This window comes from Kribbella sp. ALI-6-A, from assembly GCF_001984195.1.
Lineage (GTDB): Bacteria > Actinomycetota > Actinomycetes > Propionibacteriales > Kribbellaceae > Kribbella.
Map to the genome: position 1 here is coordinate 20,311 of NZ_MTQN01000004.1, position 21,433 is coordinate 41,743.

Annotated in this window: 16 protein-coding genes; 10 read left to right on the forward strand and 6 right to left on the reverse strand. The window is 70.1% G+C overall.

The annotated features are described in order from the left end of the window. Window positions 1-5: 5 nt before the first annotated feature. A complete protein-coding gene (locus BWI15_RS00560; RefSeq protein WP_077012255.1) occupies window positions 6-467 on the reverse strand; it encodes a succinate dehydrogenase hydrophobic membrane anchor subunit in 462 nt (153 codons plus the stop codon). A gap of 1 nt (window position 468) precedes the next feature. Then, the gene (gene sdhC, locus BWI15_RS00565) at window positions 469-846 is read right to left on the reverse strand and encodes a succinate dehydrogenase, cytochrome b556 subunit (protein WP_077012256.1); all 378 of its coding nucleotides are present in this window, start codon (window positions 844-846) and stop codon (window positions 469-471) included. A 324-nt stretch (window positions 847-1,170) separates the two neighbouring features. Between sdhC and BWI15_RS00570 the strand changes: the two genes are divergently transcribed. Next, on the forward strand, window positions 1,171-1,986 hold the full coding sequence (locus tag BWI15_RS00570) for an MBL fold metallo-hydrolase (protein ID WP_077012257.1): 816 nt from the start codon (window positions 1,171-1,173) through the stop codon (window positions 1,984-1,986). A gap of 37 nt (window positions 1,987-2,023) precedes the next feature. Here the strand turns inward: BWI15_RS00570 and BWI15_RS00575 are convergent, their stop codons facing one another. The 3 genes from BWI15_RS00575 to BWI15_RS00585 form a co-directional block, all read right to left on the reverse strand. Then, the gene (locus tag BWI15_RS00575) at window positions 2,024-5,074 is read right to left on the reverse strand and encodes a choice-of-anchor D domain-containing protein (protein ID WP_077012258.1); all 3,051 of its coding nucleotides are present in this window, start codon (window positions 5,072-5,074) and stop codon (window positions 2,024-2,026) included. Between the two features lie 115 nt (window positions 5,075-5,189). Beyond that, window positions 5,190-6,293, reverse strand: a complete 1,104-nt coding sequence (locus BWI15_RS00580) for a glycosyltransferase (protein ID WP_077012259.1) — start codon at window positions 6,291-6,293, stop codon at window positions 5,190-5,192. Continuing rightward, a complete protein-coding gene (locus BWI15_RS00585; RefSeq protein WP_202817535.1) occupies window positions 6,290-7,453 on the reverse strand; it encodes a glycosyltransferase family 4 protein in 1,164 nt (387 codons plus the stop codon). Before BWI15_RS00585 ends, BWI15_RS00580 begins: the two co-directional genes overlap by 4 nt. Before the next feature lie 237 nt (window positions 7,454-7,690). Here BWI15_RS00585 and BWI15_RS00590 point away from each other — a divergent pair, with 237 nt between their 5' ends. After that, the gene (locus tag BWI15_RS00590) at window positions 7,691-8,467 is read left to right on the forward strand and encodes a DUF4253 domain-containing protein (protein WP_077012260.1); all 777 of its coding nucleotides are present in this window, start codon (window positions 7,691-7,693) and stop codon (window positions 8,465-8,467) included. 78 nt (window positions 8,468-8,545) lie between these two features. After that, window positions 8,546-10,120 (forward strand): acyl-CoA mutase large subunit family protein, encoded by a 1,575-nt coding sequence (locus tag BWI15_RS00595; RefSeq protein ID WP_077012261.1) that lies wholly within the window; start codon window positions 8,546-8,548, stop codon window positions 10,118-10,120. Between the two features lie 9 nt (window positions 10,121-10,129). Here the strand turns inward: BWI15_RS00595 and BWI15_RS00600 are convergent, their stop codons facing one another. Further along, window positions 10,130-11,317, reverse strand: a complete 1,188-nt coding sequence (locus BWI15_RS00600) for an amidohydrolase (RefSeq protein WP_083750485.1) — start codon at window positions 11,315-11,317, stop codon at window positions 10,130-10,132. 157 nt (window positions 11,318-11,474) lie between these two features. Here BWI15_RS00600 and BWI15_RS00605 point away from each other — a divergent pair, with 157 nt between their 5' ends. The 7 genes from BWI15_RS00605 (at window position 11,475) to BWI15_RS00635 (ending at window position 21,407) form a co-directional block, all read left to right on the forward strand. Beyond that, the gene (locus BWI15_RS00605) at window positions 11,475-14,264 is read left to right on the forward strand and encodes an alpha-L-rhamnosidase-related protein (RefSeq protein WP_077012262.1); all 2,790 of its coding nucleotides are present in this window, start codon (window positions 11,475-11,477) and stop codon (window positions 14,262-14,264) included. A 190-nt stretch (window positions 14,265-14,454) separates the two neighbouring features. Then, window positions 14,455-15,561 (forward strand): BMP family lipoprotein, encoded by a 1,107-nt coding sequence (locus BWI15_RS00610; protein ID WP_441327522.1) that lies wholly within the window; start codon window positions 14,455-14,457, stop codon window positions 15,559-15,561. Window positions 15,562-15,687: 126 nt separating this feature from the next. Then, window positions 15,688-17,238 (forward strand): ABC transporter ATP-binding protein, encoded by a 1,551-nt coding sequence (locus BWI15_RS00615; RefSeq protein ID WP_077012264.1) that lies wholly within the window; start codon window positions 15,688-15,690, stop codon window positions 17,236-17,238. Continuing rightward, on the forward strand, window positions 17,239-18,450 hold the full coding sequence (locus tag BWI15_RS00620; protein WP_077012265.1) for an ABC transporter permease: 1,212 nt from the start codon (window positions 17,239-17,241) through the stop codon (window positions 18,448-18,450). It abuts the gene before it with no gap. Then, window positions 18,447-19,733: an ABC transporter permease gene (locus BWI15_RS00625; RefSeq protein ID WP_077012266.1), complete on the forward strand. Its 1,287-nt coding sequence runs from the start codon at window positions 18,447-18,449 to the stop codon at window positions 19,731-19,733. The genes BWI15_RS00620 and BWI15_RS00625 overlap by 4 nt, the downstream gene beginning before the upstream one ends. Beyond that, complete coding sequence (locus tag BWI15_RS00630; RefSeq protein ID WP_269087150.1) at window positions 19,711-20,130, forward strand: cytidine deaminase; 420 nt, start codon at window positions 19,711-19,713, stop codon at window positions 20,128-20,130. Before BWI15_RS00625 ends, BWI15_RS00630 begins: the two co-directional genes overlap by 23 nt. Beyond that, window positions 20,130-21,407: a thymidine phosphorylase gene (locus BWI15_RS00635; RefSeq protein WP_077012267.1), complete on the forward strand. Its 1,278-nt coding sequence runs from the start codon at window positions 20,130-20,132 to the stop codon at window positions 21,405-21,407. The genes BWI15_RS00630 and BWI15_RS00635 overlap by 1 nt, the downstream gene beginning before the upstream one ends. The last annotated feature ends 26 nt before the right edge of the window (window positions 21,408-21,433 follow it).

A 21,433-nucleotide genomic window follows, 5' to 3' on the forward strand; every position in this document is an offset into this window, starting at 1 on the left:
CGTCCTTACTTGCAGACCGACAGCGTGCTGTTCGGGTCTAGGCAGGGATCGAAGGTGAAGATGACCAGGGTGCCGAGCACGACGATCACCACGGAGGCGGTGATCAGCAGGGACTTCAACCAGAACCTGGTCTGGTCCTTCTCGGCGTAGTCGTTGATGATCGTGCGCATCCCGTTGGTGCCGTGCAGCATCGCCAGCCACAGCATCAGCAGGTCCCAGACCTGCCACAGCGGGTTGGCCCACTTGCCGGCCACGAAACCGAAGTCGAGCGCGTTGATGCCGTCGCCGAGCATCAGGTTGACGAACAGGTGGCCGAGCACCAGCACCACCAGCGCCAGGCCGGACAGCCGCATGAACAGCCAGCCGTACAGCTCGAAGTTCGTCTGGCCGGACCGGTTGCGGCCGCCGCCCTTGAGCGAGCGGGAGCGGGTCGAGGAGCGCGGCTGGGCGATCTCGGGAGTGGTCATCTCAGCCTCCGAAGACGTGGGTCAGGTGCCGGATCACGAACGGCACGAACAGCGCGACCCACACGACGCCCACGCCGATCATCAGCTGGCGCTGGTAGCGCGGGCCCTTGGCCCAGAAGTCCACCAGGATCAGCCGGACGCCGTTGAAGGCGTGGAACAGGATCGCGGCGACCAGTCCGACCTCCATCAGGCCGACGACCGGGTTCTTGTAGGTCCCGATCACCTCGTTGTACGCCTCCGGGGAGACCCGGACCAGCGCGGTGTCGAGCACGTGCACCAGCAGGAAGAAGAAGATCCCGACGCCGGTGATCCGGTGCAGTACCCACGACCACATGCCCTCGCGGCCGCGGTACAGGGTGCCGGCTGGTTTGCTGGGCAAACCGATCCTCCGATCGGACGACAGACCGAGAGCCGGGGAACGCGACGACTCCGGGGGCGGGGACTCAGCACGGGGCCGGGCTAGAAGGGGCCGCGATCGGCTCGGTCCGGAAGGGAACCAGACCGTAACTGATGCTATCGCTGTGCCGCGCCCGATCTTCGCCGCCTTCGTGTGACATCGATCTCCGTGGTGTCGCGGCCAGTGACCGGTCTCACTGGCCCGCGTTGTTTGCGCGCGATTGGCTCTCTTCGGTCGTCCTTTTCGGCTCTAGTGTCGGCAGAGTCGGCCCGGAGCCGGCGGGGAACGACCAGAGAGGGGACGACGGTGAGTTTCTGGATCTGCGCGACCTGCGCGGTCGAGCACAGCGAGCAGGTCGAGGTCTGCGCGATCTGCGCCGACGAGCGGCAGTGGGTGCCGGCCGACGGCCAGCACTGGACCACCCTGGAGGAGCTGGCCGCGGCCGGCTACCGGGTGAACATCAAGGAGGTCGAACCCGGCCTGCACGGGATCACCTCCGAGCCCGGCGCCGGGATCGGCCAGCAGTCGATGCTGGTCTCGACCAGCGAGGGCAACCTGCTGTGGGACCCGATCGGCTACCTGGACGACGAGGCCGTCGAGGCGGTCCGGGCGCTCGGCGAGGTGAAGGCGATCATCGCGAGCCACCCGCACATGTACGGCGTACAGGTGGAGTGGAGCAAGCGGCTCGGCGACGTACCGGTGTACGTGTCGGAGGCCGACGCGGAGTGGGTCGCGCGCCAGGACCCGGTGATCCGGACGTGGTCGGGCACCCTCGAGCCGCTGCCCGGCGTGACGCTGATCCAGCCCGGCGGCCACTTCCCGGGCAGTGCGGTCGTGCACTGGGCCGACGGTGCCGAGGGCAAGGGCGTGATCCTCGCCGGCGACACCGTCTTCGCGAACCCCGACCGCACGTCGGTCAGCTTCATGCGCTCCTACCCGAACCGCATCCCGCTGTCCGGCGCGGTCGTCGACCGGGTCGCCAAGGCCCTCGACGTCTTCCCCTACGACCGCCTGTACGGCAACTTCGGCGGCGCGATCCCGGTCGACGCCAAACAGGTCGTCCGGTTCTCCGCCGACCGCCACGCGGCGTGGGTCCGGGGGGACTTCGACCACCTGACGTGAACCGCGGTGGTGCGGGGCGACCTGCCCCGCACCGGCGTCAGGTCCGCCGTACGGCGAGCCCGTCGATCTGCACGAACTTCCCGGTCGCCGAGCGCACCGTGAAGGTCAGCGTCCCGCTGAACACCGCACTCTGCACCGGCAAGGCCACGATCGCCTGCCGCTGCGTCGTCGCCGACGCGAGATTCACCGCGCCGATGTACTTGCCCCCGGCATACACCGCCACCAACCCACAGGTCGGGCACTTCGTCGCCACCAGGAAGAACCGCTTTCCCTGCACGGTCCGCGTCAACGACGCCCCGTACGCCGTGGTCTGCGTCGCGGTCCCGAGGTAGAACTCGGACCAGCTCGTCCGCGACCATCCCGCAGTCGGCGCCCCCATGGCCCGATCGTCCAGCGGCCGCGAGAAGCACTTCTCAGCACTCCAGGCCCCGAGGTTGCCGAGCTTGTCCTTGGCACGGACGGACACGCAGTACTCGTAGCCCGCGTCGAGCGGCAGGCTGACCGACGTCGCGGTGGTGCCGGTCCACGGCTGGACGTAGGCACCGAAGCCACTCAGGTACGACGCCTTGCGGTACCGCACGTCGTACGAGGCCACGCCGGCGCTGTCGGTCGCGGAGTACTTGACGGCCGCCGTGCCGGAGGTGGTCGCCTCGACCGTCGGAGCAACGAGTTGCGACGCCGGTCCCGCGGCGTCGACGGTGACGGTCCGGAACGCCCGGCTCACCCGGCCGTCGGGTTCGGTGGCGATCAGCCCGAGTGTGTAGGTGCCGGAGGACGTGAAGGTGGCGGTCATCGGGTTGGCGCAGGAGTGCGCGACGGCCCCAGGAGCGGAGCAGGCGAACGTCGTCCCGGGCATCAGCGCCGAACCGTCGTACGACAAGGACACCCGGCTGCCTTGCACCGCCGGCGACGGACCGAACACCGGTCCGAGCCGCTGCCACGCGATGTCCTGTGCATGGTGGGTGGTGATGGGCGTCAGGAGTACCGGGGTCTTGAGTGCCGGCTCACCGCCGGTGCCGGAGACGGTGACGTTGGTCAGTCCCCCGCCTGCGCCGAGCACCAGAACCTTCGTGCCATCCGGTGCCCAGCTGATCGCCCTGACGTCCCCTCCGAGCTGGATCGAGGACGTCGTGTGCGACTCCATGCTGATCACCGTGAGTCCCAGGCCTGCGCCCAGCCCGACGTTGCGGCCGTCGGGCGACACCCGCAGGGGGGTACCGTGCTCGGCCGTGCGGCCGAGTGACCTGACGAACGCTCCGCCTGACTGCGCTTGCACGACAACAACCACCGGATCGCCGGAACTGCTGTCCGCACGGCCGTCGATCACGGCGAGGGTACGGGCGTCGGGCAACCAGCTGGGACTGCTCACGTCACAGGCGATCCGCTCAGGTACGCCGCCGCTCGCCGAGACGACGTGGACACACGGGACGTCGACGGCCTCCGGTGCGGGCGCCTGGAACGCGAGGCGGGTTCCGTCAGGTGACCAGGACAAGTGGGTGATCTGCACTGACGAGTCCAGCACCTTGACCGGCGTCCCCAACCCGCCGGGTTCCACCCGCCGGGTCCACAGCGAGCGGTCGCTGGTCACGTAAGCCACGGATCGGCCGTCGGGTGAGCTGGTGACGGCGCCGTTGGCGTCGACCGAACTGTCGGTCCCCGGGAAGGAGACGACCTGGCCCCGGAGATCGGCCGCCATCAGTCCGCTCCGCCTCGGGTCACCGTTGCTGAGCGCGATCTGCTCGGTGGCCCGCCCCGCCTTGGCCGGCGGTCCAGTGGGGCCTTCGCCGATCTCGTTGACCACCGACACGGCGTACTCGATGCCTGCCGGCGGGTCGGAGTCGACGACAACAAAATCACCGGTCCGGCCGACCGCGTCGTGCCACCGGGTCGTTTCGGCTCCGTCCACGAAGCTGTGCAGCCAGTAGCCCCGCACCGGGGTGCCACCCGAGGTCGAGAGAGCGGTCCAGCGAACGACGTTTCCGGTGAAGGTGGAGGTCACTGTGACGTGGTGCGCGCTCGGTAGGTCGGTGCCCGTTCCGCTGGCGAGCACCGTGTGCCAGCCGCGCGACGTCGAGTCGGAGACCAGGATCTTCGCCCTCGACAGGCCGGTGAAGTTGGGCGCGAAGCTGATCTTCACCGTGCAGGCGGCCGCGACCGGCAGCACCGCCGGACAGTCGTTGGTGGTGATCTTCCAGGCCGAGGGCATCCCCGACGTGAACTCGACCTTCTCGATCTCGACCGGCGCCGTGCCGGTGTTCTTCACGGTGACCGCCGGCAACACCGCGGTCTGGCCGGACCGCACCTGAACCGCGGGCAGTTCGGACGGGGAAACGGTCAGCGCTTGGTAGTTCTGCGCGCTGCGGATCCTGAGGTCGACGGTCAGGCCGGACTCGACGCCGGCGCAGCTCCAGCCGTTGAACGCCGCGGCCATCGTCTCCAGCTCGAGCGCCGGTGTGTAGGTCACCGCCGAAACGGTGAGCGTGCCGGAGGTGCTGCAGCTTCGCTCGCCCTGCGTCACCGAGAACTGTGACTGCCCGAGGGAGTAGTTGCCCGGACCGGCGAGAAAGGCCGGCATCCTGAGCTTGAGGGTGCCGGCCGACAGCGTGCGGTACCCGTCGGCGGGCGCCGACACGGTCACCGGGCCGGCGATCTCGTTGCGCAGCCAGGTCGTGCCATCGCCCGGGTCGGCGTCCAGCACCAGGACGTCGACGTCTCCGACGGCAGGGTCCTGCGCCACTCTGGTCGCGGTGACTGATGGGCTGGTGGCGATCTCGTCACCGGAGTGGGCGGCCACGACGCGGTACTCGGCCGTCGTACCGGCGGTGAGTGAGCTGTCGATCCAACTGGTGGCCGTTGACGCGAGTTCACCGCTGGCGTTCTGCCAGTCGGCTGATCCCTGCTTACGTTCGATTCGGTAGGCAGACGCGTCGACGTCGCTCCACGTGATGCCCATTCCCGTACGGGTCGGGAACACCTGAGCGGTCGGCACCGGCGGCGCCTCCTCGCCGGCGGCGGCATGGGCGACGAACGGCACGGTGATCGCCGCGATGGCGGCGGCCAGGGCATAACGACGGAAGGCGCGGCGCATTGCAACTCCAGGCAGGGGAGAGATTCGGCGCGCCCCCGAACGGCACCGATGAAGACGCCAAGAAATACCGCGCCGGACGAGCCGGCCGCAACTCAGTTGCAGGTTGTGGCAACGATCAGGCCGCGAGCCTGGTCTGACCGAGCTGGGTGTGAAGCCTCAGCATGCGCTGGACGCAGCTTGCCCAGTCGTACTGCTCGGCTCGTTCGCGTGCGGCCTTGCGGCGGTCGGGGACCGTCAGCAGTTCCAGTACGGCGTCCGCCAGCGTTTTCGGGTGAGCCTGGGCCCAGCGGCCGCAGGACTCGTCGACGAGTTCTCTCGCGCCGCCGGTGTCGGCGGTGACGACCGGGGTGCCGGCGGCGAGGGCTTCGAGGACGGCGAGGCCGAAGGTTTCGCCGGGGCAGACGGACAGGGCGATGTCGGCTTCGGCCAAGTGGCGGGCCAGGGTGGTCCGGCCGTCGACGTAGCCGTGGAAGTGGACCGGGGCGGCGCCTGCGATGGCGATGAGCTCGTCGAGGTGCGGGCCGGAGCCGTAGACGTCCAGGCGGAGGGGGACGCCGCGGCGGTGGAGTTCGACGGCGGTGGCGACGGCGAGGTGCGGGCTCTTCTCGCGGGACAGGCGGCCGGCGTGCACGAGTTTGAGGATGCCGTCGTCGGCGGGTTCGGCGCGGGACGGGTGGAAGGTGTCGAGGTCTACGCCGAGCGGGATCCGGATCAGGGGCGTGGTGACCTCGTCGAACTCGGCGGCGGCGTACCGGGACGTGACCACGACCGCGTCGTACGTGCGGCCGAGGAGTTTGTAGAGCGCGCTGACGCCGGTGGCCACGCCGAGTTGGTAGCCCATGCGGAGCGACAGCATGGCGTCCAGACGTTCGTGGCTGAACAACACCGAGCCGATGCCGTTCTTGCGGGCCCAGCGGGCGACGGGCAGCAGGGTGGATTTATCGGAGATCTCGACTGTCGTGGGCTCGAAGCGTTCGAGGGTTTCGATCACGCGCCACGGGTCGGTGATCAGGCGGTAGCCGCCGCCGACCTTCGGTGCCTTCATCCGTACGACGGTGCCGTGCTCGGTGCGGGTCACGCTGTCGCGTTCGCCCGGGGTGATCAGGATCCGCTCGGCGCCGGCCGCGCAATAGCCCTGGCCGAGGTGCTCGATCGCGGTCCGCATGCCGCCGGAGGTCGGGCCGACGAAGTTCGCCAGCTGGGCGATCCGCAACGTCATGCCGCCCGCCGAACCCGCGCCGCGCGCCCGATCGCCGGACGAGCCGCGACCTCGGCCGCCGACTCCGCGAGCACTTCCGCGTAGTGCCGGTCGACCAAGTCGTCGACCACCGCGGGCCACGTCCTGGTCTGGACGCGACGCAACCCGCGCGCCGCCATGGATGCTCGCGCATCGGGATTGTCCAGCAGGAACGACACCGCGTCCCGCAGCGATCCAGGCTGCCCCGGCTCGAACAGCAGCCCGGTCTCGCCCGGCTGGATCAGATCGAGCGGACCACCCGCGGCCGGGCCGACCGTCGCGACGCCGGAAGCCTGCGCCTCCTGAATCGTCTGGCAGAACGTTTCGTGCTCGCCGGTGTGCACGAACACGTCCAGCCCCGCGAAGATCGAGGCCAGCTCAGCACCCCGGCGCATCCCGAGAAAAGTTGCTCCAGGCAACGTCTGTTCGAGGGACGCCCGGTCCGGACCGTCGCCGACGACAACGATCCGGCAGCCGAGCTCGGCCAGCTCCGCGAGCCGCCGGACCTTCTTCTCCGCGGCCAGCCGGCCGACGTACCCGACGATCGGTTGGCCGTCGGGCGAGATCTCGCGGCGCCACTGCTCCGAGCGATGCGACGGATCGAACAGATCGAGGTTCACGCCACGGCCCCAGTGCTGCACTCGCGGTACGCCGGCCTGGATCAGCTGCGCCATCGCCGAGGTGGACGGCGCGAGCGTCCGGTCGACGCGCGAATGGGTCCGCCGCAGCCAGGCCCAGACGGCCCGGTCGGTCTTGGCGAACCAGGGGTACTGCCGGGCGAACCCGGCGATGTCGGTCTGGAAGATGGCGACCGTCGGCAGCCCGAGCCGGCGCGCGGCGCGCAGCCCGTACGCGCCGAGAATGAACGGCGACGCGAGATGGACCAGCGCGGGCCGGAACTCGGCCATCGCCCGCTCGATCCCGGGATCGGGCAGCCCGACCGGGAACTCCTTGTAGCCCGGGATCCCGAAGCTCCGCGCCCGGATCACCCGGACGCCGTGGTAGCTGTCCGGACCGGGGCCGGCGGCAATGATCAGCAGCTCGTGCCCGCGGGCGAGCAGCCGGTCGGCGACGTGGCGAACCGTGTTCGCGACGCCATTGATCTGCGGCAGAAACGACTCAGCGACCATCACGATGCGCACGCTTCGAAGGTTCCCGGCCGTCGGTGAACCCTCGGCGACGTTGCCGTGACCGCCCGCCGATCCCCTGGAGGCACTGTCCCGGCCACCACGTGACGCGCCGGTGACCAGCAGGCGATCGCCGGTAGCTCCCAGCCGAACACCCGGCGTCACCACCTCGTACGTCCTCAGGCACGACTGTCGGCGCGACCTGAGAGATTCGGTCCAGCCTCTCCAGAACCCCCGAGACCAAGGACTCCAGTGACCACTGACCTGAGCGCGCTGCTGCCCGACGACCTGCCGCCCGGGCACTTGGTCGGCCTCACCGACGACGCTCCGCTCTACTGGCTCGGCGACGAACCGGTCGACATCCAGCTCTACCGCCGCCTGGTGGCGGACCACGCGCGGACAGGCTTGTGGCCGGTGATCGCCGAGGGCCTCGAGTACGACGTACGGCGCCCCTGGATCGACCCGGGCGAGCTGACCCCCGAGCCGGTCGACGCCATCGACGTCCACGAGCCGGAGCTGGTCCTGCGATCCCTGTGGTCGGAGATGCTCGGGGACGAGGAGGACCTCGAGGAGTACGGCGACTCGCTGGCGCCGTTCGGTGCGGTGTGTCCCGGTCTCGCCGATGCCGGTACGCCGGTCGGTTCGCCCGAAGAGCTCGCGACATGGCTGGCCGGCGACGGTGAGCCGGCTCCGGCCTCGCGGCTCCTGCTGGCCAAGGCGGCCCGCAGCGCGGACCTCCCGGCCGTCGTCGGCTGGAACGGACCGCTCAACCACTCGAACGACGTGGCTCCGCTGCTCGCCACCGTCCGCAGCTGGGAGGACCGTTTCGGCGTACGGGTGGTGAAGCTCGGTTTCGACACCTTGGAGCTCAGCGTCGCGGCTCCGCCGACCACAAAAGAGCATGCTCTTCACGTAGCAGCCGAGCACTGGGCCTTCTGTCCCGACAACGTCGACCAAGGCGCCGGCACGCTCGCCGAGTACGCCGCTTCGATCCGCGGTGTGAACAATTGGTCCTTCTGGTGGGACTGAGACGGCCGTCACCAAGCGTGCCCGATCTCACCCGCCCGGTGCATACCAGTGCCAGGCTGGTTCTTCTACGGTGGGGGGATGAGCCATCAGACCGAGTCCGGGTGGGACTTCGAGCCGGTGTACGGGCCGCTCGACGGGTTCGAGCCTGCGCAGAAGCTGGGGGAGCCGGGGCAGTACCCGTTCACCCGGGGTGTGTATCCGACGATGTACACGCAGCGGCCGTGGACGATGCGGCAGTACGCCGGGTTCGGGACGGCGACCGAATCCAACCAGCGGTACCACCAGCTGATCGACGCCGGCACGATGGGGCTGTCGGTGGCCTTCGACCTGCCGACGCAGATGGGCTACGACTCCGACGCGGAGCTGGCGCACGGTGAGGTTGGCAAGGTCGGGGTGGCGATCGACTCGATCGACGACATGCGGGTGCTGTTCGACAAGATCCCGCTGGACCAGGTGTCCACCTCGATGACGATCAACGCGCCGGGCGCGGTGCTGCTGCTGCTCTACCAACTGGTGGCCGAGGAGCAGGGGGTCAGCGGCGACAAGCTGACCGGCACGATCCAGAACGACGTACTGAAGGAGTACATCGCCCGCGGCACCTACATCTATCCGCCGAAGGAGTCGCTGCGGCTGATCAGCGACATCTTCGGGTACTGCCGCGACGAGCTGCCGCGCTGGAACACGATCTCGATCTCCGGCTACCACATGGCCGAGGCCGGGGCGACGCCCGCGCAGGAGATCGCGTTCACGCTGGCCGACGGGATCGAGTACGTCCGGGCCGCGGTCGCCGCGGGGCTGGACGTGGACGCGTTCGCGCCGCGGCTGTCGTTCTTCTTCGTCGCCCGGACCACGCTGCTGGAGGAGGTCGCGAAGTTCCGGGCCGCCCGGCGGATCTGGGCGCAGGTGATGCGCGACGAGTTCGGCGCGAAGAACCCGAAGTCGATGATGCTGCGCTTCCACACCCAGACGGCCGGCGTCCAGCTGACCGCGCAGCAGCCCGAGGTCAATCTCGTCCGGGTCGCGATCCAGGGCCTGGCCGCCGTGCTCGGCGGCACGCAGTCCCTGCACACCAACTCGTACGACGAGGCGATCGCCCTGCCGACCGAGAAGGCGGCCCGGCTCGCGCTGCGCACGCAGCAGGTGCTGGCCTACGAGACCGACGTGACCGCGACCGTCGACCCGTTCGCCGGTTCGTACGTCGTGGAGTCGCTGACCGACCAGGTCGAGGCCGCCGCGCGTGAGCTGATGGAGCAGGTCGAGGAGTACGGCGGGGCCGTCGCCGCGATCGAGAAGGGCTTCCAGAAGCAGGAGATCGAGCGGTCGGCGTACAAGATCGCGCTGCAGATCGACAGCGGTGAGCGGGTCGTCGTCGGCCAGAACAAGTTCCGCGCCGCCGAGGAGGAGCCGTACGAGCCGCTGCAGGTCGACCCCGCGATCGAGGCCCAGCAGGTCGCCCGCCTGGCCAAGCTCCGGGCCGAACGCGACCAGGCCGCCGTCGACCAGGCGCTGGCCGATCTCCAGGCCGCTGCCCGGGGCAACGACAACTGTCTCTACCCGATGAAGCAGGCCCTCAAGGCCCGCGCGACGGTCGGCGAGGTCTGCGACGCGCTGCGCGAGGTCTGGGGCGTCTACGTCCCCGCCGACACGTTCTGACCCAGCGCCTCAGTCCAGTAGCGCCGACGACACCAGGATCATCGTCCCGAGCGTGATCGCGTCCTCCGACGGGTCGAAGCCCGGCGTGTGCAGGTCGGCCGCCGAGCCCTGCCCTGCCGGGCGGACGCCGAGGCGTGCCATCGCGCCCGGCACGTGTTCCAGATACCAGGCGAAGTCCTCACCGCCCAGGCTCTGATCGGTCTGGGCCAGCGCGTGCGACCCCATCGTCTGCTCGACCACGGTCCGGAAGACCTCGATCGCGCTCGCGTCGTTCATCACCGGCGGGACGCCATGGGTGACCTCGGTGTCCACCTGTACGCCGTACGGCGAAACGAGGTTGTCGGCCAGGCCGGGGATCAGCTCCGCGGCCAGCTTCCAGGCGCTCACGTCGAGGCAGCGCAACGTGCCTTCGGCCTCGCCGCGCGCGGGGATCGCGTTGGCCGCCGAGCCCGCGGTGATCCTGCCCCAGACCATCGACATCCCGGCGCGCGGGTCGACCCGGCGCGACAGCGCGGCGGGCAGCTCGGTGACCAGTGTCGCCAGGGCGTAGACCAGGTCGGCCGTGAGGTGCGGACGGGAGGTGTGGCCACCCGGGCCGGTCAGCCGGACGAGGATCCGGTCGGCGGCCGCGGTCAGCGCTCCGACCCGAAGACCGACCTGCCCGACGTCGAGCCGGGGATCGCAGTGCAACCCGTAGATCCGCCGTACGCCGTCCAGCCCGCCGGCCGCGATGACGCCGAGCGCGCCGCCGGGCATCACCTCCTCGGCGGGCTGGAAGATCAGCCGCACCCGCCGATCGAGCAGGCCGTCCCGGGCCATCCCGGCCAGCACGATGGCCGCTCCGATCAGGGCCGAGGTGTGAATGTCGTGGCCGCAGGCGTGCGCGACCCCGTCGCTGGTCGAGCGCCACGGGTTGTCGACGCCGTCCGGCACCGGCAGCGCGTCGATGTCGGCCCGCAGCGCCACGCAGGTGTCGCCCGAGCCGATGTCGCAGATCAGCCCGGTCCCGGTGGGCAGCACTTGCGGCGAGAGTCCAGCGGCCGTCAGCCGTTGCTTGATCAGCTCGGTCGTCCGGACCTCGTGCCAGCCGAGCTCGGGGTGCGCGTGCAGGTCGCGGCGGACCGAGATCGCCTCCTCCCGCACCTCGTCGACGCGAGCCTGGACGTCGGTGAGCAGCAGGTGGTGCGAAGTCGTCATGCGGGCGATTCTCCCATCAGGGACCAATGCACCCGGTCGGCGAGGGGCGGTCGCCGTCGGGGTCTGGCCGATCCCGGACACTTCCCTGGGCACTGCGGTAAAGGCTTTCCTAGACTGCCGGGACCGGCTCGACCGCCCCATCTCGAGGAGCTGCCCGATGACCGCCCGCCGCTCGAACCCGCCCGGCCGCCGGACGGTGGCCATCCTGCTCGCCCTCAGCCTGTTCTCGGTCTCCACCGGCGCTACGACCGGTGCCGTCGCCGCGCGCGGATCAGCTCCGGACGCGCCCACTCACCTGACGGTCGGGGACCGGCCGCACCCGCTCGCCGTGAACGGACCGCCCCAGTTCGGCTGGTGGCCGCAGGACTCCGACGGCAACGAGGTCCAGACGGCGTACCAGCTCCGGGTCTTTCAGGCCGACGGCACCGAGCAGTGGGACAGCGGCAAGGTCCAGTCGTCGGAGCAGCAGTACGTCCAGTACGCCGGTCCCGCCCTCGCCGTCGGTACGCCGTACCGGTGGACCGTGCGGACCTGGGACCGAGCCGGCCGGGTCTCCCCGTGGGCGCCTCCGGCAAGCTTCGAAACCGGCATCACCGACGCGGACTGGGAGGGCGCCGCGTGGATCCGCCGCCCCTCCACCGAGCCCGACGACTACACGCTGGTCCGCAAGGAGGTCGCCATCCCCAGCGGCCGGGTCGTGCGCGCCCGGGCCTACGTCTCGGCGTACCACCAGTACCGCCTCTACCTGAACGGCGCCGAGGTCGACGACGGCCCGGCGTTCTCCTACCCGGGCGAGGGGTACTACCAGGTCACCGACGTCACCCGGCAGGTCCGGGCCCGCGGGCCGTTGGCCATCGGCGTGCTCTATCACTGGTACGGCGGCGGCCAAGGCCGGCCGGCGGCCGCCAACGCGCGCGGCATGCTGCTCAAGCTCGTCGTCGAGTACGCCGACGGCCGGCGCCAGGTCGTCGTGTCCGACGGCAGTTGGCGGGTCCGCCGGGCGTCCCAGTTCGAGACCGGGGCGCCGCGGCGCAACAGCGACGCCGGTGACTACACCGAGCGCATCGACGCCCGCCAGGAGCCCATCGGCTGGACCAAGCCCGGCTACGACGACACCGCACAGCCCTGGACGCCCGCCACCGTCGTCGGCGCGCACCCCACGACGGACGTGCCGCGTCTGGTCGGCCAGGAGACCCGCCTGACCAAGACCGTACGGCGCCCGGTGTCGGTCCGCCGGTTCGCCGACGGCGCGGTCGTCGCGGACTTCGGGGTGGTGATCCCGGCGCGCCCGGTGATCCGGTTCGACCACGGTGTCAGCGGCCGGGTCGTCGACATCCAGACCAGCTACAACCTGACGGCCGACGGTCACGCTTCGACCGGCGAGACCGACACCCAGGGCAGCAACCTGACCATGCGCTACACCCAGCGCGACGGCGCCCAGCAGCTCGAGGCGAACCTGCACTGGGGCTGGCGGTACCTGGAAATCAAGGCGCCGGGGGCGGGCGAGCAGCTCGGCGCGGCCGACATCGCGGCGATCGTCGAGCACACCGACGTCGACCCCGACCGGGCCGCGCGGTTCGTCAGCTCGGACCCCACGCTGAACGCGGTCTGGGCGTTGCTGCGACGGTCGGCGCTCTACTCGGTGCAGCACCAGTTCGTCGACACCCCGACCCGGGAGAAGGGCCAGTTCCTCGGCGACGCGGTGGACATCTCGTACGCCACGATGGCCGCGTTCGGCGAGCGGGACGCCATCCAGCAGGCGATCCGCGAGTTCCTGCACTCGCAGGACCGGTACTGGACCTCGGGCAACGATCTCGGCCGGTACAACGCGGTGTATCCCAACGGCGACGGCAAACGCGACATCCCGGACTACTCCGAGATGTTCGTCAACTGGGTCTGGCGCTACTGGCTCGAGACCGGTGACACCGCGCTGGTCCGGCAGGCCTACCCGTACCTGCGTCACACCGCCGACTACGTCACCCGCCACATCCCCGCGACCGGCCCGACCGCCGGACTCGTCACGAATCTGTCCGGCGGCAGCGGCCCGTACCAGTACGGCATCGTCGACTGGCCGGCCCCGGGCCGCTTCGGCTACGACATGGACACCGCCGCCCGGACCACGATCAACGTCCAGGGGTACGACGTACTGCGCCGGACCGCGGATCTCGCCGAAGCTCTCGGTCGCCCGGCGGCCGAAGTCACGGCGTACCGGCGACCGGCGGAAAGACTGCGGGACGACATCAACGCCAAGTTGCGGCGCGAGGACGGGATCTACATCGACGGCCTGTACGCCGACGGGCGGCAGAGCACGCACGCCGGGCAGCACTCCACGTCGTACGCGATCGCGCTCGGGGTGGCTCCGGCGGCGGACTTCCCGCGGCTCGCGGATCACCTGGCGTCGCTCGGCATGAAGCAGGGCCCGATGACCGCACATTGGTTGCTGCAGGCACTGGCCGACGCGAACCGCGCGGACGCCGTACTGACCCGGCTCACCGACGCGGACGATCTCGGCTGGGCCAACGTGCTTGCGCGCGGCGGCACCTTCACCTGGGAGCAGTGGAATCCCGAAGGCAGCGAGAGCTATTCGCACGGCTGGGGTGCCCAGGCGGCGGTCGACGTGCTCGGCACGATGCTCGGCGTCAGCGTCGCCGCGCCCGGCGCGGCCCGGCTGTCGGTCGTCGTACCGGACATCGAGCTGCGCTCGGCCAAGGGGACCGTGCCGACCCAGCGTGGGCCGGTGACGCTCGACTGGCGTCGGCAACCCACCGGCGGCGTCCGCGCGACGATCGACGTCCCGGTGAACGTGACCGCGACGGTCTCGCTGCCGGGCGCCGTCGAGTACGACGCCGACGGGCCCGGACAGCCGCGCTTCCTCGGCGAGCACAACGGCCGGGCGATCTTCGAAGTCGGCTCCGGGCAGACCCGGTTCGCCCCCCGCCACCGCTGATTCCGACGCCGAACCGAGGCCGGTTCGGTGACTCACCGTGATCGATCGGTCGCCAGACCGCAGATGTTTCGGCGTTGTGACGAAAGCGCCGATTACTTTCCGGTATCGAGGGCCTCTTGGCGTTCAGAGAAGACGGCGACGGCCCCTATAGTCTGCGGATGCGGCCCGCTGGGGAAGGCGAGCCGGGCAAATGGTGTCTGGTCGACGAAGGAGACGTCCGGTGAAGAAGTACGTGCGGGGACTGGCGATCGTGGGCGCGGTGACGCTCGCCGTCGCCGCGTGTGGCAGCAAGCCGGCCGAGGACTCGGCCGGTGGCAGCGCCAACAAGGACTTCAAGGCCTGCATGGTCTCCGACTCGGGTGGGTTCGACGACAAGTCGTTCAACCAGACGTCGTACGCCGGTCTCCAGGCGGCGGTCAAGGACAAGGGCCTGACCGAGGTCAAGGCCGAGTCGAAGTCCGACAACGACTACCCGACCAACATGACCGCGATGGTCCAGGCCGGCTGCAAGGTGATCGTCTCGGTCGGCTTCAAGCTCGAGGACGCCACCGACAAGGCCGCCCAGGCCAACCCGGACATCAAGTTCGCGATCGTCGACTCGGCCCCGGCCAAGCCGATCACCAACGTCAAGCCGCTCGGCTTCAACACCGCGCAGTCCAGCTTCCAGGCCGGCTACCTGGCCGCGGCGATGTCGAAGTCCGGCAAGGTCGGCACCTTCGGCGGCATCAAGATCCCGCCGGTGACGATCTTCATGGACGGCTTCGCCGAGGGCGTGCGCTACTACAACACCCAGAAGTCCAAGAACGTCCAGGTGCTCGGCTGGGACGACGCCAAGCAGTCCGGTCTGTTCACCGGTGACTTCGAGGACAAGGCCAAGGGCCAGAACACCGCGCAGAACCTGATCACCCAGGGCGCCGACATCATCTTCCCGGTGGCCGGTCCGGCCGGGCTGGGTGGTCTGCAGGCGGCCAAGGCCAGCAACGGCAAGGTGAACGCGATCTGGGTCGACACCGACGGCTGCGAGAGCGCCGCGGAGTACTGCTCGGTGCTGATCACCAGCGTCAAGAAGGGCATGGACGTCGCCGTGCAGGACGCGATCGTCTCGGTCGTCGACAACAAGTTCGACAACTCCCAGTTCATCGGGACGCTGGAGAACGGCGGCACCTCGCTGGCGCCGTTCCACGAGTTCGACAGCAAGGTCCCGGCCGAGCTGAAGAGCGAGCTGGACCAGATCAAGGCCGACATCGTCAGCGGCAAGATCACGATCGCGTCGAAGGCACAGCCGAAGGCCTCCTGACCCACGACCGCCGGGGTGGGGTGGGAACGACCCGCCACCGCCACCGCGTAGTACGGTGCGAGCCAGGAAGGCGCAGCCCCCACCGGGGTCGCCTTCCTGGCTCGCCGTCTGAAGGAAGGCCTCCTGATGCATCTCGAGCTGTCCGGGCTGACCAAGCGCTTCGGCTCACTGGTCGCCAACGACCACATCGACCTGGTGATCGAACCGGGTGAGATCCACTGCCTGCTCGGCGAGAACGGGGCCGGCAAGTCGACCCTGATGAACATGCTCTACGGGCTGCTGCAGCCCGACTCCGGCGAGATCGTGATCGACGGCGAGAAGGTCGCGATCACCTCGCCCAGCGACGCGATCGGCCACGGCATCGGCATGGTGCACCAGCACTTCATGCTGGTCCCGGTGTTCACCGTCGCCGAGAACATCATGCTCGGCCGGGAGAACACCCACGCCGGCGGCGTGCTGGACCGTAAGAAGGCGCACGCGCTGGTCACCGAGCTGTCCGACCGCTACGGCTTCGAGGTCGACCCCGAGGCGCTGGTCGAGGACATCCCGGTCGGTGTGCAGCAGCGGGTCGAGATCATCAAGGCGCTGACCAACGACGCCAAGGTGCTGATCCTGGACGAGCCGACCGCGGTGCTCACCCCGGCCGAGATCGACGAGCTGATCGGCGTGATGCGCCAGCTCAAGGCCAACGGCACCTCGATCGTGTTCATCACCCACAAGCTCAAAGAGGTCAAGGCGATCGCGGACAAGATCACCGTGATCCGCCGGGGCAAGGTGGTCGGCAGTGCCGAGCCGTCGGCGTCGGAGGAGCAGTTGGCCGAGCTGATGGTCGGCCGCGCGGTCGACCTGGTGGTCGACAAGCAACCGGCCCAGCCGGGCGACGCCGTCTTGACGATCGAGGGCCTGACGGTGATCGACGAGCGCGGGTTCACCGCCGTCGACGCGGTCGACCTGGAGGTCCGGGCCGGCGAGATCCTCGCGGTGGCCGGTGTCCAGGGCAACGGTCAGACCGAGCTGGCCGAGGCGCTGCTCGGGCTCACCCCGATCGCGGCGGGCAAGGTCTCGCTGGACGGCGTCGACCTGACCGGCCGGACCACGCGGCAGCGGCTGGACGCCGGCATCGGCTACGTGCCCGAGGACCGCGGCCACGACGGCTTCGTCGGCTCGTTCAGCGTCGCCGAGAACCTGGTGCTCGACCTGTTCCGCAACGAGCCGTTCGGCCGCGGCCTGGCGCTGCGCACCGACGAGATCGAGAAGAACGCGCACGCCCGGATCGAGGAGTACGACATCCGCACCCAGGGCGCGGACCTGCCGGTCTCGTCGCTGTCCGGCGGCAACCAGCAGAAGGTCGTGCTGGCCCGCGAGCTGTCCCGGCCGCTCAAGCTGCTGGTCGCCTCGCAGCCGACCCGGGGCGTCGACGTCGGCTCGATCGAGTTCCTGCACACCCGGATCGTCGAGGAGCGCGACAACGGCACCGCGGTGCTGATCGTGTCCACCGAGCTGGACGAGATCGCCGCGCTGGCCGACCGGGTCGCGGTGATGTACCGCGGCAAGGTCGTCGGCGTCGTACCGTCCGACACGCCTCGCGACGAGCTCGGCCTGATGATGGCCGGTGCCAGCAAGCGCGAGGCCGAGGTCGTGGCGACCGAGAACCCGACCACGTTGGGAACCATCTAGATGAGCAACGACACGGCCACCGAGCCGGAGCAGAGCCCGGCGCCGGCGAGCCCGGTCAAGGAGCCGGCCGCGAGCGGGCTGCCGTCCTGGGCAGTCCAGGGGCTGGTCTCGCTGAGCGCGATCGTGCTGGCGCTGGTCGTCGGCGCGATCCTGATCATCGTCGGCGACGACGAGGTGAAGGCCGCGGTCGGCTACTTCGGCGCCGCGCCGCTGGACACCCTGTCGGCCGCCGCGACCGCGGTCGGTGAGGCGTACAAGGCACTCGCCGTCGGCGCGCTCGGCGGGATGAACCCGATCGCGGAGTCGCTGACCCAGGCGACCCCGCTGATCTGCGGCGGTCTCGCCGTCTCGCTGGCCTTCCGCACCGGGCTGTTCAACATCGGTGCCCAGGGCCAGCTGATCATCGGCGCGATCCTGGCCGCGTACGTCGGCTTCGCGTGGCACCTGCCGCCGGTCCTGCACCTGGTGCTGGCGGTCGTGGCCGGCCTGATCGGCGGCGCGATCTGGGGTGGCGTGGTCGGTCTGCTCAAGGCGCGGACCGGCGCGCACGAGGTGATCGTCACGATCATGCTCAACTACGTCGCGATCTACCTGCTCCAGTGGTTGCTGACGACAACGACCTTCAAGCGGCCTGGCCGCGAGGACCCGATCAGCCCGATCGTCGACCCGAACGCGCAGTACCCGCAGTTCGGTGACACCCGGCTGCACATCGGGTTCCTGCTCGCGCTGCTGGCCGCGGTTTTCGTCTGGTGGCTGCTGAACCGGTCGACGATCGGCTTCGAGCTGCGCGCGGTCGGTGCCAACGCCGACGCCTCCCGGACGGCCGGCATGTCGGTCGGCCGGGCGTACATCATCGCGATGGTGGTGGCCGGCGCGCTCGCCGGTCTGGCCGGCACGCAGCAGGTGCTCGGCACCGACCTTCCGCTGACCGACGGTGTCGCCGCCACGGTCGGGTTCGACGCGATCACGGTCGCGCTGCTCGGCCGCGGTACGCCGCTCGGCACGGTGCTGGCCGGCCTGCTGTTCGGCGCGCTGAACGCCGGCGGCCTGCAGATGCAGCTGCAGACCCAGACCCCGCTGACCCTGACCACCGTCCTGCAGGCCGTGATCGTGCTGTTCGTCGCGGCCCCGGCGCTGGTGCGCTCGGTGTTCCGCTTCCTGCCCAAGGAACGCGGCATCGGCGCTGTGCTCGCGAAAGGCTGGAACGGATGAGCGACACGACGGTGACCGACACGGTGCGCGAGCCCGCACCGGCGGCGATCGAGGCACCGGCGGACCGGACCCGGCGACTGCGCGTCGGCGGCCTGATGCTGGTCTTCGCGCTGATCGGTCTCGGGCTGGCGATCTTCACCGGCGGCGGCAAGGCGACGTTCCAGCTGGTCTCCGGCGATCTCGAGAACAACCTGCTCGGCGTACCGGCGCAACCGGTCGCGATCGTGCTCGGCGCGCTCGGCATCTTCGCGGCCGTCGCCTACGTGATGCGCCGGGTGCCGCAGAAGTACAGCGGCTGGCTGGCCGTCGTGCTGGGCGTGTGCTTCATCGGCGCGTTCCTGTGCTGGGCGGCGGCGGGCAAGACGTTCCCACTGGCCAACCAGTTCCAAGGCACGCTGAACTTCGCCACCCCGCTGATCCTCGGCGCGCTGGCCGGTGTGCTGTGCGAGCGGGCCGGCGTGATCAACATCGCGATCGAGGGCCAGTTCCTGGTCGGCGCGTTCACCGCGGCGGTCGTGTCCAGTACGACGGGCAGCGCGGCGGCCGCGCTGGTCGCCGCCGCCGTGAGCGGGGTCCTGATGGCCTGGCTGCTGGCGGTCTTCTCGATCAAGTACCTGGTCAACCAGGTCGTGCTCGGCGTCGTGCTGGTGGTCTTCGCCTCCGGCATCACCGGGTATCTGTTCGACCAGTTCCTGCAGGAGGACGCCGAGGCGCTGAACACGCCGAGCGTGCTGTCCGCAGTGAAGATTCCCGGCCTGGGCGACATCCCGTTCATCGGGCCGATCCTGTTCAACCAGACGATCCTGGTCTACCTGACCTACCTCGCGGTCGCCGTCGTCACGTTCGTGCTGTTCCAGACCCGGTGGGGCCTGCGGGTCCGCGCGGTCGGCGAGCACCCGAAGGCGGCCGACACGGTCGGTATCAAGGTCAAGCGGGTCAGGTACTCCGCGGTGCTGTGGGCCGGGGTGCTGGCCGGTCTGGGCGGCGCGTTCTTCACCGTCGGGTACGCCGGTTCGTTCTCCAAGGAGATGACCGCCGGCAACGGCTTCATCGCCCTGGCCGCGCTGATCATGGGCCGCTGGCACCCGATCGGCGCGATGGTTGCGGCGCTGTTCTTCGGCTTCGCCACCCAGCTGCAGTCCCAGCTGCAGATCATCCAGACCCCCATTCCCGGCGAGCTGCTGCTGATGGCGCCGTACCTGGCCACGGTGATCGCCGTCGCTGGTTTGGTCGGCCGGGTCCGAGCTCCGAAGGCGGATGGTGAGCCCTACGTCACCGAGTGAACCGGCGCGGACGGTCGACTGGCCCGCGCTGCGGGCCGCGGCCGTCGACGCCATGCGGCGCGCCTACGCGCCGTACTCCGGGTACGCCGTGGGAGCCGCCGCGCTGGTCGACGACGGACGGATCGTTGCTGGGTGCAACGTCGAGAACGCGTCGTACGGGCTGACCTTGTGTGCGGAGTGCGGGCTGGTGTCGGCGTTGCACGCGACGGGCGGTGGGCGGTTGGTTGCCTTCACCTGCGTGGATCACCACGAGAACCTGCTGACCCCGTGCGGCCGCTGCCGGCAGCTGCTGCACGAGCACGGCGGGGCCGAACTACTGCTTGAGTCGGCGCACGGCAGTCGCCCGCTGCGTGAGCTGCTGCCCGAGGCCTTCGGGCCCGAATATCTGGAGGACTAGTGAGCTTCGACGCCGTCGACGTGATCCGCACCAAGCGCGACAAGGGCGAGCTGAGCGACGGGCAGATCGACTGGGTGATCGACGCCTACACCCGGGGCGACGTCGCCGACGAGCAGATGTCCTCGCTGGCGATGGCGATCCTGCTGAACGGCATGACCCGGCGCGAGATCGCCCGCTGGACCGCCGCGATGATCGCCTCCGGTGAGCGGATGGACTTCGCGAAGCTGTCCCGCCCGACCGCCGACAAGCACTCCACCGGCGGCGTCGGTGACAAGATCACGTTGCCGCTGGCCCCCTTGGTCGCGGCCTGCGGCGTCGCGGTGCCGCAGCTGTCCGGGCGCGGTCTCGGCCACACCGGCGGCACGCTGGACAAGCTGGAGTCCATCCCCGGCTGGCGGGCGGCGCTGTCGAACGCCGAGCTGATGAACCAGCTCGAGGACGTCGGCGCGGTGATCTGCGCCGCCGGCGACGGACTGGCCCCGGCGGACAAGAAGCTCTACGCGCTTCGCGACGTGACCGGCACGGTCGAGGCGATCCCGCTGATCGCCAGCTCGATCATGAGCAAGAAGATCGCCGAGGGCACCGGCGCGCTGGTGCTGGACGTCAAGGTCGGCACCGGCGCGTTCATGAAGGACCTGGCCGACGCGCGCGAGCTGGCCGAGACGATGGTTGCCCTGGGCACGGACGCCGGCGTCCGCACGGTGGCGTTGCTGACCGACATGTCGACACCGCTCGGCCTCACGGCCGGCAACGCCCTTGAGGTCCGCGAATCGCTGGAGGTGCTCGCCGGTGGCGGACCGGCCGACGTCGTCGAGCTGACCGTCGCGCTGGCGGCGGAGATGCTGGCGGCGGCCGGGGTCACCGACGTCGACCCGGCCGAGAAGCTGCGCGACGGTTCGGCGATGGACGTCTGGCGGCGGATGATCGCCGCCCAGGACGGTGACCCCGACGCCGACCTCCCGGTCGCTCCCGAGCAGCACGTGGTGAAGGCCGAGCAGTCCGGCGTACTCAGCCGGCTCGACGCCCTCGCCGTCGGCGTGGCCGCCTGGCGCCTCGGCGCCGGCCGGGCCCGCAAGGAAGACCCGGTCTCTCCCGTCGCCGGAATCGAGCTGCACGCCAAGCCCGGCGACGAGGTCACCGCCGGCCAGCCCCTGCTCACCCTGCACACCGACGACGCCTCCCGCTTCGACCGGGCCCTGGAGTCACTCGCGGACGCGGTCGACATCGGTACGGCGTACGAGAAGCAGCCGCTGATCATCGACCGCGTCACCGCCTGAACCAAACTGTCGGTGGGGTCCGGCAC